The sequence below is a fragment of the Zoogloea dura genome (genome assembly GCF_012927165.1).
Lineage (GTDB): Bacteria > Pseudomonadota > Gammaproteobacteria > Burkholderiales > Rhodocyclaceae > Zoogloea > Zoogloea dura.
In genome coordinates this window covers 93376-107234 of the sequence record NZ_JABBGA010000014.1, presented here as the reverse complement: position 1 = coordinate 107234, position 13859 = coordinate 93376, and the positions used below count along the sequence as shown (strand labels likewise).

General features: G+C 63.8%; 12 protein-coding genes. 3 read left to right on the top strand and 9 right to left on the bottom strand.

What is annotated here, in order from left to right:
- Positions 1-314 precede the first annotated feature (314 nt).
- The 3 genes from HHL15_RS16630 to HHL15_RS16620 are packed head-to-tail and all read left to right on the top strand — an operon-like array spanning position 315 to position 4015.
- Entirely contained in the window at positions 315-878 is a 564-nt protein-coding gene (locus HHL15_RS16630) for a hypothetical protein (RefSeq protein WP_169146914.1), read from the top strand.
- Positions 879-896: 18 nt separating this feature from the next.
- Positions 897-3392 (top strand): dockerin type I domain-containing protein, encoded by a 2496-nt coding sequence (locus HHL15_RS16625; protein WP_169146913.1) that lies wholly within the window; start codon positions 897-899, stop codon positions 3390-3392.
- Between the two features lie 17 nt (positions 3393-3409).
- The gene (locus tag HHL15_RS16620) at positions 3410-4015 is read left to right on the top strand and encodes a cohesin domain-containing protein (protein ID WP_169146912.1); all 606 of its coding nucleotides are present in this window, start codon (positions 3410-3412) and stop codon (positions 4013-4015) included.
- 32 nt (positions 4016-4047) lie between these two features.
- Here HHL15_RS16620 and HHL15_RS16615 read toward each other — a convergent pair whose 3' ends face one another.
- The 9 genes from HHL15_RS16615 to HHL15_RS16575 form a co-directional block, all read right to left on the bottom strand.
- Complete coding sequence (locus HHL15_RS16615; RefSeq protein WP_328825058.1) at positions 4048-4659, bottom strand: response regulator transcription factor; 612 nt, start codon at positions 4657-4659, stop codon at positions 4048-4050.
- A gap of 13 nt (positions 4660-4672) precedes the next feature.
- Positions 4673-7462: an ATP-binding protein gene (locus HHL15_RS16610; RefSeq protein ID WP_235943442.1), complete on the bottom strand. Its 2790-nt coding sequence runs from the start codon at positions 7460-7462 to the stop codon at positions 4673-4675.
- An 85-nt stretch (positions 7463-7547) separates the two neighbouring features.
- Complete coding sequence (locus tag HHL15_RS16605) at positions 7548-8915, bottom strand: OmpP1/FadL family transporter (protein WP_235943441.1); 1368 nt, start codon at positions 8913-8915, stop codon at positions 7548-7550.
- Between the two features lie 68 nt (positions 8916-8983).
- Complete coding sequence (locus tag HHL15_RS16600) at positions 8984-10000, bottom strand: 2Fe-2S iron-sulfur cluster-binding protein (protein ID WP_169146908.1); 1017 nt, start codon at positions 9998-10000, stop codon at positions 8984-8986.
- A gap of 138 nt (positions 10001-10138) precedes the next feature.
- Positions 10139-11125 carry an aromatic/alkene monooxygenase hydroxylase subunit beta gene (locus HHL15_RS16595; protein ID WP_169146907.1) on the bottom strand — a complete coding sequence of 329 codons (987 nt, stop codon included), beginning with the start codon at positions 11123-11125 and terminating at the stop codon, positions 10139-10141.
- Between the two features lie 57 nt (positions 11126-11182).
- Positions 11183-11497, bottom strand: a complete 315-nt coding sequence (locus HHL15_RS16590; protein WP_169146906.1) for an MmoB/DmpM family protein — start codon at positions 11495-11497, stop codon at positions 11183-11185.
- A gap of 44 nt (positions 11498-11541) precedes the next feature.
- Complete coding sequence (locus HHL15_RS16585; RefSeq protein WP_169146905.1) at positions 11542-11877, bottom strand: Rieske 2Fe-2S domain-containing protein; 336 nt, start codon at positions 11875-11877, stop codon at positions 11542-11544.
- 17 nt (positions 11878-11894) lie between these two features.
- On the bottom strand, positions 11895-12161 hold the full coding sequence (locus tag HHL15_RS16580) for a toluene-4-monooxygenase system B family protein (protein ID WP_169146904.1): 267 nt from the start codon (positions 12159-12161) through the stop codon (positions 11895-11897).
- Between the two features lie 90 nt (positions 12162-12251).
- Complete coding sequence (locus HHL15_RS16575; protein WP_169146903.1) at positions 12252-13757, bottom strand: aromatic/alkene/methane monooxygenase hydroxylase/oxygenase subunit alpha; 1506 nt, start codon at positions 13755-13757, stop codon at positions 12252-12254.
- Between the last annotated feature and the right edge of the window lie 102 nt (positions 13758-13859).

Sequence of the window (13859 nt, the reverse complement as noted above, 5' to 3'; positions counted from 1 at the left end):
TATGTTAGCGATTACATCACTACGATGTTAGTGAGTCAATAGACAGGAGCATGAAAAAGGATGGTACGAAAACGGGAGGGACTCAGTTGAAGGGTCCTCAAGCCAGCCCAGGGAGGATTCACTCATCCGGCTTGACGAGAGACACAGCCAAATCTACTATCAGAATAGTCATATTGAATATTATTTTGACATTTATACACCAAGGCCAGGAAGTAAGATGAACGAACAACGGTCACCGACAGGCCTTGCCACTTATCATGCCAAACGGATATTCGGCTTAGCATGCCCGCCGTTCTGACTGACGGCTCTTACCCATGTCAAAGATCCCGACCGTCATTCTCATGGTGTGTGTCCTGGGCACATCGGTCGCATGTGATGAACGAGGCCAGCGGAGCACCGCCGGGCACACCAGCCAAACAGCCCCATCCGCTTCAGCCCCCCCCCTTGCGGCTGAGGTGTCCGCTGCAACAAGCAACATCGAATCCTGCCGGACGCTGTTGCAGCGAGTACCTCTGGAATGGGATCGAGCCCAACTGATACGTCAGGTACTTAACACCAACATCCATTGGCAGGGAGCGCCACACCACGTCTTTCCCAAGCGGCTGTCAGTACAAAGCGACATTGATGCCGCGTTCAGTGCAATGGATGTGATCGACGTTCCGATTCTGGTCAGCCTGATCGGATCGGGGGAGCTGGGGAGTGGTGAACTCGGCTTGGCCAGCGGCGTGCTTCTGCGCTTCGGTCCCAAGGCGCTGCCTTGCGTAGAGGCGGGGATCGACTTCTACCGGGCCCAACGCGCCTCAGATCTTTCTGCCATCCGGATAAACATCGAAGTCGAGCACCACAGCGACACCACAACCAGAAGAAAGCAACCATAACGCCCAAGGGAGCAAGCCATGAAAAGGAAGCCGCTTTCGCATTGCATGCTTATCGCATTTCTCGGCAGCTATCTACCGTCAACGCAGGCGTTCGTACCAAGCGTCAGCTTGGGCGCAATCACACCAGGCGACTCCCACGCAGCGATCACGAAGGATGCGGTACAACTGGTTTATGACGACCTAGGCCTCCGCAATGTCACCAAGTCGATGAAGAAGGCCCGGCAGACCATTCTTGACGCAAATGCCAGCGTGGATGATGACTTCCCTGCCCACACCGCCCGTCACTGCGATGCTGAAAACCTGAGTGGCTGCAATCTCGTCATCCTGGCCGAACTCCGGGACGTCGTGACGCATACCCAGGGAGACAACGTCGAGGCAGCCCGCGAAGCACTTGGCCGAGCACTCCACACCCTGCAGGATTTCTACAGCCACAGCAACTGGATTGAGCTTGGGAACAGGGGGGTCCATCCGGAGATAGGAAAATCCGAATTCGTGAGCAATGTCGCACCAGCAGGCGCAAACACCTGCATTGAGGCCCCGGCAGGACAGTCTTGTTTCAAGGGCAACTTGACCACCAGCATGCTCACCAGTGGCTACTATAGCGGTCAAGACCGTACGAGGCCGGCCGGCAAGTGCCGCCACGGCGGGTTCTTCGACAAATCACCGGGTTTCGGTGGGATCAACAAGGACATGTCCGTATGCACCGGGACGGTGGCGGCCGGTCTATTTGACTCGCCACATCACGATCACCATCCTCAGGCCGCAGACCTGGCAGTACTGGCAACCTATCAAGTCTTCAAAGATGTGAAGGCGAAACTAAGCGATCGTGAGTTCAAGAACCTGCTGGGCGTTGGACCTACCCTCGCGTTCTCCATCGATACCACGGGCAGCATGGGCTCGGTGATCGCCGGCGTCCGAGCCACCTCGACCAACATCGTCAACTCGCGGCTCGGCACGGATCAGGAACCGTCAAAGTATGTATTAACGCCATTCAACGACCCATTCTCCGGTCCGACTACCGTAACAAGCGACGGTAGCGCCTTCAAGTCGGCACTCGGTGCTCTGTACGCAGACGACGGCGGGGATTGCCCCGAACTGGCGATGACAGGGGTCTTCGGCGCCCTGTCGGCCTCGGATGATGGTGGAGAGCTCTACCTCTTCACCGATGCGAGCGCCAAAGACGCCGGATTGGCAGGGAGCGTACTAAGCCTGGCGACTAAGAAGAAGACGAAACTGTTCTTCTCGCTATTCGGCAGTTGCTCGCCCTATGACCCGGCCTATTTCTATCTGGCCGAGAACACCGGAGGGCAGGTGTTCATTCTCAATCAATCAGAAGCCAGCTCGATTGCCGAATTCTCTGACCTTATTTCGCGGAGCGATACCGTAGACATCCTGTCGATAGGCGATGCGCTGAGCGCAAGCCCAAAGAACTACGTATTCCCAGTAGATACACAGACCACGCGCTTGACGATCTCCGTTTCGGCGACAGAGGCTCACAGCGTAAGGATTATCCGTCCCGATGGTTCGGTGGTAAGCGAGACGGACGGAGGCGTTACGCGGGTGCCTGTCAGCGCCGCCTCAATCTATTCCATCGAGCGCCCCCAGGTGGGCGAGTGGACGATAACGGTCGAGGGAGCCGGAACCTTCTCAATCCTGGTGAACGGCCAAAGCAAGCTCTCTCTTGACGAGTTCCGCTTCGTCCAAACGCGTGGACGCCCCGGCCACCAGGGAGCATTCCCGGTCACGGGATTGCCTGCACCGGGCCAAACTGTTGATGCGCTCGCGGATTTCACCGAAACCGCCAAGAACGTCGTGTTCGAGTTCAGAAGTCGCAGTGGTAAAGTTTTACAGAGCTTCACTCTGACCAACAACGCCCCTGCCGAAGCCACTGTCCAGACCGGAAAGGTTGTTGTCCCCTCCAGCCGCTTCTTCGTATATGCGTTGGGAGAAGACGGCAACGGCGCGAAATTCCAGCGGCTGCTGTCAAGCGGTTTCATTCCCCAGGAGGTCTCCGTCGTCGCACCAACGGCGGTCAACCTTCCTGTAGGCCAAACGACGAGCTATATGTTCAAGGTCCAGAACGATGGACCGGCGGATTCATTCAAGTTCACCGCACTGGATGACAGGCCCTATCTGACCAGCGTCACGCCTTCGGTTGCCTCACTGGCCACCGGAGCCAGTACGATCGTGAAGGTCGACCTCACACCCCCGACCACCACAAGCGTCGGCACGATAGACACGCTGACATTCTCCGCGGAGAGCGTCACGCGCAACGATGTCCGGAACTTCGCCGTGCTCAGCAGCCAAGTCATCGCGCCCCCCGCCGTGGGCGACGTCAACCGCGATGGCCGGGTGGACTGCGATGACCTCGGCTTGGTGAAGGCATCTTTCGGCAAGCGCGCCGGCCAGCCAGCCTTCAATCCCACGGTGGACATCGACATCAATGGCATCGTTGATGCGCGCGACCTAGCTCAAGTCGCCCGACAAGTTCCGGTCGGCACCATTTGTAATTGAAGGAATAGGAGAAGCTAGTGTTCAAGCTCTTGCACAAAATTCTCGCTGTAGGCACCCTGCTGACCGCCATTCAAGCCGGTCCAGGGCAGGCAGCCCCACTGGTGCATCTTCAAGCGGTACCAACGAGCCCCGCGGTCGGTGGCAGCTTCAAAGTCGATGTAATCGGCAAGGATTTTCTGGATCTGTACGCGTTCAACTTTACGCTGAGCTACAACCCGACGCTGATTCGCGCCGTATCGGTCAATGAAGGTTCGCTGTTACCGAGCGCCGGCTCTACCTTCTTCATACCGGGCTTCATCGACGATATGGCCGGGGGAGTTGTATTCACAGGCGACGCCCTGCTAGGGGCCATAGTCGGCGCCAGCGGCAGTGGCAGTCTTGCGACCGTAAGATTCGAGGCTCTCACCGAGGGGATTAGCAATTTGTCGCTCTCTGACCTCCTGTTCCTTGATTCCAGCTTCAACGACATTGCGATTGCGACGGAGGACCTGCAGGTCGCGATTCGCGGAAGCAGCGAACACTCCGTGCCGGAACCCATGTCACCCGGACTATTACTGGCCGGGCTCGGCGCCTACCTGGTCCTGATGGAGCGGCGATCGACCGGGAGAGGTGGAGAACACTAGACTTTTGACCGCACCAAGGCGCCGGGCCTGCATCAGCTTCCCAGCCGCTCCATCATCCGCACCAGGTCCGGCAGGGAGCGGACCTTCATCTTGCGCATGATGTTGTGGCGGTGGACCTTGATGGTCATCTCCGAGACGCCGAGCTCGGCCGCCGCCTGCTTGTTGAGGGCGCCGGCAATCATGAAGGTGATGACCTCGCGCTCGCGGCCGGTGAGGGATGCGTACTTGCTTCTCACCTCCCCCACCTCGGCGGCCTCGTCGTGGGCCACCCTGCCCTGCTCGAGGGCGTGGCGGATGGCCTCCAGCAGGTCCTCGTCACGGAAGGGCTTGGACAGGAACTCCACGGCACCGGCCTTCATGGCCCTCACCGCCATGGGGATGTCCCCGTGGCCGGTGATGAAGATGATCGGAATCGGCTCTCCGGCCCTGGCGAATTCGGCCTGCAGGTCCAGCCCCGACAGGCCCGGCATGCGCACGTCCAGCACCAGGCAGGCGTTGCCCGGCGGGCGGGGATGCTGCAGGAAGTCGGCGGCGGACGGGAAGGTCTCGACGCGCAGGCCCACCGAGCGGATCAGGCTGCTCAAGGCTTCGCGGATGGAGAGGTCGTCATCGACGACGAAGACGGTGTCTGGAGCGGTATTCACGCGTACCTCCCTCTCAGGCCGCCGGAATGTTGAAGACAAAGCGGGCGCCCGACGGGACGGCCGCATCCAGCCACAGCCGCCCGCCGTGGTTCTCGACGATGGTCCGGCTGATGGCCAGGCCCATGCCCAGCCCATCCTGCTTGGTGGAGAAGAAGGCATCGAAGAGTTTGTCCCGCGCCCCGGCCGGCACCCCCGGGCCGTCGTCGTGCACCGCGAAGAGCATGCCCGACGCGGCGTCCTCCTTCACCTCGACGAGCAGCCGGTGGGCGCCGCCGGGCTGCTCGCGCATGGCATCGACGGCATTGACGATCAGATTCAGGATGACCTGCTGCAGCTGGACAGCATCCGCCTGCAGTTCGGGCAGGTCGGCAGGCAGACTCACATCGACTTCGACCCCCGCATCCAGCAACACAGTCTGCAGCATCAACAGCAGCTCGTTCAGCAGGCGCGCCACGACGATCCGTTCTCGCTTGATCTCGCCGGCCCGCAGGAACTTGCGGATGCGGGTGATCACCCCGGCCGCCAGGGTCGCGTCGCGGTTGACCCGGTGCAGCGCGGCCACCACCTCGTCATGGTTGGGCTCGGCCAGGGACAGCCAGCGCAGGGCCGCGTCGCTGTTGGTGATGACCGCGGACAGCGGCTGGTTGACCTCGTGGGCGATGGAGGCCACCAGTTCGCCCATGGTGGTGAAGCGCGACACCCGGGCCAGCTCGGAGCGGGTCGCGGCAAGGGACTGCTCGCCCTCCTTCCTGGCCGTGATGTCCTCGACGATCACCGCCAGCATCGGGCCCTCCTGGTCCACCGCGGGGATCCGCGAGGCGCAGACATTGGCCCACAGGAATCCACCGCACTTCTTCTCGTAGCGCTTCTGGATCTGGTAGCTGGGGCGCACGCCGTCGAACAGCCCCTGCACGTTCATCTCGGTCCGGGAGCGCTGGGATTCTTCGGTGATCTCGATCAGGTTGACCCCCAGGATCTCGCTGCGGGAGTAGCCCAGCATCTCCTGAAGGGCGGGGTTGGCGCTGAGGATGCGGCCGTCCCGGTCGGCCAGGGCGATGCCGACGGCGGTGTTCTCGTACAGGCCCAGCCAGCGGCGCTCGGACACCTGCAAGGCCAGCAGGCTCTTCTGCAGGGTCTTGCGGCTGTCCACCAGGCCGTTGGTCAGCTCGCAGATGTCCGAAGCCTGGGTGTTCAGCTCCTTCTGCAGGATGTCCACGGTGCATTTCACCGCCACCAGGTTGCGCACCCGGGCCCGCAGCTCCTGGGGTGAGAAGGGTTTGGTGACGTAGTCCTGGACCAGCGCCTCGAGCAGGCTCTCGCGCAGCACGTCGTCGGCGCGGGCCGACAGCACCAGGATCGGCACCCGGGGAAAGTCCGGCGTGCCACGCAGGGCACGGATGAAGCGTTCGCCGTCGAAGCGCGGCATCATCAGGTCGGTGATGATCAGGTCCGGCGGATCGGCCAGCGCCGAGGCCAGGGCGGCGGCGCCGTCCTCCTCGAGGCTCACGTTGTACTCGTCGATCAGCACGTCGAAGAGGAACAGGCGCAGGTCGGGATTGTCCTCCACCACCAGCACCCGCGGCCGACCGGCCCGGTTGGCCGGCAGGTGCATGTCCGGCATGCTGGCAGTGCCGTGGCGATAGTCCGCATGCAGCAGAGGCTCCTCCCCGGACTCCCGCACGAAGGCGCCATTGGGCGCCCGGATCGGGATCTCCACCTGGAAGATCGCCCCGCCGCCGGGGGCGTCCACCACCACCACGGTGCCGCCGTGGAGTTCGACGAACTCCTTGACGATGTTCAAGCCGAGGCCGCTGCCCATGGTGCCCTGCCCGGCCTCGGCCTGGGTGAAGCGGTCGAAGATCTGCGGCTTCATCGGGTCGGCAACGCCCGGCCCGGTATCCTGGACGCTGACCAGGAAGCGGGCGTCCTGGATGCGCTCCAGGGTGCAGCTGATGCGCCCCCCGGGCGGCGTGAACTTGAAGGCATTGGCAAGCAGGTTGACCAGCACCCGGACAAACTTGACCCGGTCCACATCGGCGTACAGCTCGCTCTCGCCCCGCACCCGCAGCGTGATCGAGCGCTCCTCGGCAATCTCGGCAAAACTTGCGGCGATGTCCCGGGCCATGGCGGTGATGTTGGCGCAGACATAGGCCATGGGCATCCGGTCGGCATCGATGCGGGCCAGGTCGAGCAGGTCATTGACCTGCTGCAAGAGCGACTGGGCATTGTGCTTGATGGTCTTGAGGCGGAACCTCTCCCGCTCGCCCAGGGCCATGCCCTCCTTGAGCAACTGGTCCACCGGCCCCAGGATCAGCGCCAGTGGGGTGCGCAATTCGTGGCTGACGTTGGCGAAGAATTTGGTCTTGAAGCCGTCGATCTGCTTCAGCCGCTCCAGGGCGTTCTGCAGTTCGCCATTCTTGCGTGTCAGCTCGGCGCTGATCGCAATCTTCTCGGTGATGTTCCGCCCCTCGGGCAGCAGGAAGGCCACCTCGCCGGCATCGTTCATGATGGGCGTCAGGGAGAAGTCGATGGAGATGGTCTTCTCGCCGTGCTGCTCACCATAGACCTCGAAGTCGCAGCGCACGAAGCGCCCTTCCCGCGCCTCGGCGATCATCTCGCGGACGCGGACGCGCACCTCCTCCGACACCTCCCACCAGCGGGCATGCCAGAAGGGCCTGCCCACCACCTGCTCGAGGCACAGGCCCGCCCCGTCGAGGGCGGCCCGGTTGATCTCAAGCACGGTGCCATCCACATCCAGCAGGCCGAGGAACTGGTACATCGAGTCCAGGATGATCCTGGCCATCTTCTGGCGGCGCACATCGGGGGCATCGCCGGCGTCGAGGACGACCCCCCTTACGGAAGAACGTCCTGCGCCGGCGCGGAGCGGATCAGAAGCGGTAGGTGTAGTTGAGGGTCGCATTGTCCTGGGAATGGCTCACATGCATCGGCGCGGAGGTATTGGGCAGGCTGCTGTTGTCCATGCCATCACTGAAGGCATGGGACCACGCAAAGTCCAACCGGCTGGCCGGGGAGAAGGCATAGCCCACCCCCGCGGACAGGTGCTTTCTAGGCGTGGCCGGGATAACGGCAAACAGGGTCGAGGAGCGCAGGGCCTGGGTGGCGTAGCGCAGCCCGGCGCGCAGGGTCAGCTGCTCATTGACCTGGTAGGCGCCGCCCAGGGCCAGGATGGTCTGGTCCTTGTAGTCCTGGGGCAGGCGGATCTGCAGATCGCCCCCCGAATCGGCCTCGAAAGCCACCTTGATGTCCTTCATGACACTCTTCCAATACACCTGCGACACGTCGGCGGCAAGCAGCAGCCGCTCCGTGACCCGCTGGCTGACCCCGAGATTGAGGGTGGCCGGCATCTGGAAGTCCTGGATGCGGATCTTGCCCGCCAGGGGGATCTGCCCCGCCGCGCCATCGATCGCCGTGAGCGTCGCCCGGCCGCTCATGTCGGCCAGGTGGCTCTTGCTGGTGTAGGCCGCGCCCAGGGTGGTGGTGTCGGTGGCCTTGTAGACGAAGCCGAGGCGCCCGGTATAGCCCCAGGCATCCACCCCGCTGGCCAGGGGCTGGTTCTTGGTCAGGCTGAAATGGGCCCCGCGCAGGTCGGGGAGCCCGCCCAGCACCGGGATCAGCGAGCCGGTGGCCCGCCCCGAACCGATCAGGCTGCCAACCTGGTCGGCTCCCAGCAGCAGATTCAGGTTCAGGCCCTGCCACATGGCATCGATGCTGCCGCCGATGGACAGCTTCTCGGTGGCCTTGAAACTGGCGGCGAAGGGAATGTTCAGCACCAGCAGCCGGCTGGAGTTGTCGAGCCCGGTATCGAGCCCGCCGCTGGCCCGGGACAGGAAGCTGGAGCGGCCATACTCCGTGCCCAGGCCCCCCTGGGCGAAGGCGCCCACGCCGAAGGCCCATTCGCCGACCCGTCGGGTGAAGGCGGCCTCGGGGGCGGCGTAGGGCCCCCGGTTTCTGGAATGGCCGCCCGAGGAGGCCGACTCGCCGGTGGCCTTGTTGCGCACCTCGATGTCGGTGGTCACCAGGTCGAGGCCCGCCATCACCTCGCTGCCCTCCTTCATCAGCGACAGGGTCGCCGGGTTGGTCATCATGCCGGCCGCGCCGGTGTCGATGGCCGTGGCCACGCCGCCCATGGCCCGCGATACCGCGCCAAAGCCCTCAAGGCGGAACACGTCGGTGGCACAGGCCACTTGCGCCATGCCCAGGCAGGCCAGGGCCACCGCGGCCGATACGATCTTCATTCTTGTCATGTCTTCCCCTTTGGTGGAATTGCTGCCTGGCGCTTCCTTCCCCTGTCGTCGCAGGAGGTTCAGAAGAACCGGTCAAAATGGATCTGCTCGAACGGCACTCGATGGCCGACCATCAGCATCTCCTGCAGGGCCTGGGTCATCGGCGGAGGTCCAGCAAAGTAGAACTCGAAGCCGGGCAGCCCCCCCGGCAGACTCCGCGCCAGCGCGTCATGCACATAGCCGGTCTCGCCCGGCCAGGCCCCGTCCTCGCCCGGCAGGGAGACGACGGGGATGTAGTGGATGCGCTCGCCGAAGCCTTCCAGCTTTTCGAGCATGGCCTGGCCGCACACATCCCGCGGCGTGCGGGCGCCGTAGAAGAAGTACAGCTTGCGGGTCTCGAGCATGCCGGCCTCGGCGGCGCCGCGGGCGATCGAGATCATCGGCGCCAGCCCCGAGCCGCCGGCCACGCAGACGATGTCCCGCGGTGCCGCGGTGCGCAGCCAGGCCACGCCGTACGGGCCGTCCAGCCCGATCTCGTCACCACAGGCCAGGCGGTCGAAGAGCGCATGGGTGCCCTGGCCGTGCGGCACGCGGCGGATCTGGAAGTGCCACTCGCCCTCCTCGTTGGGCGTGTTGGAGAGCGAATAGGCGCGCGACGCGCCCACCCCCGGCAGGTCCAGCATGGCGTACTGGCCGGGCAGGAAGTCGGCGACGCCATCGGTACGGAAGCGGAATTCGCGCAGGTCGTGGGTGATCTCGGAGACGCCGGTCAGCCACGCCTGCCGCCGCCGGGGAGTGCGCAGCGGCACGTACTCCGCCGCGCTGGCTGCCTTGATGCTGACGGCCCCGCGGGCGCGGCACTGACAGGCCAGATGACGCCCGCGCTGGCGGTCCCGCGCGGTCAGGCCGGGGGCGTCAGCCCACAGGGTGTCGACCTCACCGCTGAGCAGGTCGAACTTGCAGCCGCCGCAGCCGCCGGAATTGCATTCATAGGAAAGGCCGACACCGGCCCGCAAGGCCGCCCGCAGGATGGTGTCGCCGTCGCGCTGCTCGAAGCGGGACCCGTCCCGCTCATTCAGAATGACTGGAGTGTTCACTGGAGTACCTTCGTGCTGCGCACTGCGATGCGAGCTTGCCTGGGGCAGCCCGGCGCAGCGCTCATGGAAGCTCGCCTGCAGGGGCGGGCTGGCCGGCCCGTCCGGGCGCCGGACCACCCCTGTGGAGAGGCTGTGGCGTCAGAGGCCCAGCGACCGGCGGAACTCGCGGGTGGCCAGCTTCGTGGCGGTCACCGCATCCGGCACATCGGGCAGGGCCCCGCAGTAGGCCTCGATGGCCTTGTCAGCCAGCGGCTCCCAGCGGGCGACCCATTCCCGGATGAGCTCCAGGTTGCCCGACGTCTCCCCGGCCATGCGCAGGAAGGCCGCCAACCAGCGCCGATGGCGGGCCGAATCGATCAGTTGGGCGTCGGTGAGCAGCCCCAGCAGGGTGTCACCGTTGTGCCGGGCCGACTCGCCCAGCGCCCGCAGCACCGACTCCTCGATGGCCGGCTTGGCGACCAGGTTGAGGACGACGATGGCCTCGCCCCAATCCCACACCGTCAGCGCCCGCTCCATCAGCTCGCGGAAGCCCTGCCAGGCCACGTCGTTCTCCCAGTAATGGCGCTCGTCACTGCCGAAGCCCTTGTCGGGGAAGGCCAGGGACAACTCCTTGGTACGGTAGGCGGTGTGGCTGAGCCAGCGCAGGCTGTCGGCCATCTGGAAGTAGTTGCAGTTGGTGATGGTGCTGGCCGGCGACACCTGCCCCACGTAGGCCGAGGCCATCTGCACCGTATGGAAGAGGTAGCGGGCCGGGGTGTACAGGCGGGCCAGGGTGCCCGCCCAGCGCGCGTCCAGGGCGATGTCGTGCTCGCGCTGGTTGAACTGGTCGAATAGGCCGAAGACGTAGGTCTCCTGGCCGTCCTGCATCATGTTGTAGGTGCGGTAGACCACCTCGTCCGGGTCGCGGAAGGCGTTCCAGTCGGCATGCTTGAGGGCGGTACCGAAGGTATTCTTCTTGTACCACTCGTTCATGAACATGCCCGGCGACAGCTCATAGGGGGAATCCGGATCGCGGTCGTTGTAATGCAGGTTGGCGCTGACGATCTCGTACTCGCTCGGCTTGCGGCGCCGCGCGGCCAGATGGCTCCAGGTCTTCTGCGGCTTCAGCACTTGAACTTCGGACATTCTTGTCTCCTCGATATTCTTTTCTGTCTGGTCGGGTCGCGTGTCGGGCGAACCCCGTCAGAGCTTTTTGGCGAAATAGAAACGCACCGCTTCGTCCAGGCTTTCGATCTGGCCGGCAAAAGAGCTCAGATCCACCTCCAGGTCGTTCATGCGGAACGGACGGCCCAATTCCTCTTCGATGGTTTCCCGGCGCAGGATCATTTCCTGCTCGGTGTGGATGCGGACGTAGGCCCGCTTGTCCTCGACAAAGACTTCCTTGCCCGGGTTGTCGATGCGGGCGGCCTCGATCACCGCGAGGGCCAGGTCACCGGCCCGCATCACCGGGCCGACCATGTTGTTGTGATAGGCCTGGGCGGAACTTGCAGTGCTCATCGTTGTTCTCCTTGTGTGTCGTCAGGCGGTTCGGCTGTCAGAGGTCAGGAATGCGCGAACAGGGGCTCGACGCCTTCCGTGCTCACGTACACCGCGTCCCCCTCCACCCGCACCGGATACTCGGCGAGGGCGCAGTCGTCGGGGTTGATGCCCTTGCCGGTGGCAGCATCGAACTGCCACAGGTGGGCGCGACAGATGATCTTTTCGCCGTCGAACTTGCCCTCCGAGAGGGCGATGTCCTGGTGCGGGCAGATGCCCTGGAAGGCCTTGATCGCGCCGCCCTCGGCGCAGACCACGAGAATGTCGTGGCCATTGACGGTGTGGGGCTCCATCTCCCCTTCCCACAGCTCGTCGACACTGCATACCTTGGTGAAACTCATGCTCGGCTCCCCGCTCTTCAGCCGTGCGGCATCTGCCAGATGACTTCCACCGTCTCGGTCGGCTTGAGACCGGACTCGGCCACCTTCATGGTACGGGGCAGGAATTCGTCAGCCCCCTGCCGGCGGATCCGCAGGATGTGCCCGGGCCGGGCCCGCACGCGGCGGCCCACGGAATGCACGGCGGCGGCGGCGGCCACCTCGTCCATGGTGTTTTCGGTATCGACGGCGACCAGTTGCAGGACGAAGTCACCCTCGAAATTGGACGTCAATGGAAACAATGCCATTTTCAGATCTCCTCTCTATTCTTCGACTATTCCTCGGCTATTTGCCGAAGGCGGCCACCGCCTTTGCGCGGATGGCCGTTTCCTTATCCGTCAGCCGGCTTTGCGGGTTTCGCGCAGGGCCCGGTAGACTTCGGCCCAGGCATAGTTGTGGGCGTCGTCGCCCATTTCGCCGGGGGCGATGTTCATATAGGCCAGGGCACCTTCCAGGTTCATCGGCTGGATCATCCCGGCCAGGAAGCGATCGACGATGCTCAGATGGCCGGCATAGCGCTCGGGCTCCTGCTCAAATACCCAGCGATCCACTTCGGAGCCAAAGTGATACAGGCGCCCCTTGTACTCGAGGGGGTAGTCCTTGACATTCCAGTTCTTTCCCGGGGTGCCCAGGATCGGCAGCTGGCACATGTTGCAGACGTAAGGCAGGGTTTCCGGGTAGGCCATGGCCATGTTTCCATCGACCACGTTGTCGATGATCACGTCCCAGCACTGGCCCCAGGTGTCGTTCCACCCCGGGTATTTCTCCTCCAGCCAATCCCGCTCGGCCGGGGTGACGCCGGCGGCCGGGTTCCACCACACGGTCGGGCGCCAGAAATAGGAGCCGAGATGCATGCCGTGGTGGGTGTCGCCGATGTCCTTGAGGAAGATGTCCCAATACCAGGGCAATTCGAGGCCCATGTCGGTCAGGGCGCGCTCGAACTGGGCGACGATCCACTCCTCCATGAATTCCTTGAAGGACTGTTTGCGATGCTCCAGCGGGGTGTAGTAATCCATGATCGGGCCGGTCAGCACCGAAAACAGCTTCCACGCCCCCCACACGGCGATATCCACGCGCTTCTGGGCTTCGGCCTTCTGGCCGTTCTCGATCAGGATCTTGAGCGCCGGGCCGCCGATCTGGGCGTGACGGGATTCGTCCGTCTGGATGCTCGAGATCAGGTTGGCGAAGGTGTGATCCCCCGCCTCCGCCGCGTCGGCCGCCAGGCCGAGGAACTGCATGTTGGTGAAGCCGGTCTCGAAACTGAAGGTGAGCATGATCGAGACGCTGATGGCGTCCCGGGTCATCATGATGTCGTCGAAGAAATGACGGGCGGCGATCATGGCCCATTCATTGGTGTCGTAGGCCTTGAAGGCCCAGTCCATCTGGCGGTCCTTGGACACGTGCTCGTGGGGAAAATAGAGCTGCATCTGGCCATGCCGGATCTCGTCCAGGCAGCCCAGGGTGGACATGTTGCGCATGCCCGGCGCCTTGGAGAAACGCATCATGCGGGCCTCGGCGCTGGCCGCCGCATATTCGCCGCGGGCGATCGCGCCGTAATGCGCCTTCATCACCGATTTCCAGCCCGGATCGGCATTCTCGAAAATACGGCTGCGCTCCAGCGCCGCCTTGACCGAATAGGCCCCGGCGTCCTTGTCGCGCTGGACCTTCACGTATTCCGGATAAGTCTGCTTGTAGGGCTCGTCGTATTTCTCCCAGGCATTCTGCGGCAGGCCGAAGGCACCGGCGAGCTGGGGCGGAAACAGTTCGTCTTCCGTTACGTAGGTGGGCGTCCAGTTGGTTGACCTGGCCAGGTCATACCAGTCCATCCGATTGAGTACAGCCATCAATGTCTCCTTATTTGGCGGGATGCGGGAGCCCGATGGCCCCGTCACGCGGCAGGCGCTCTGTGTCGCCCGGGTCACACGGCCCGCCGGTATTCAGCGGCA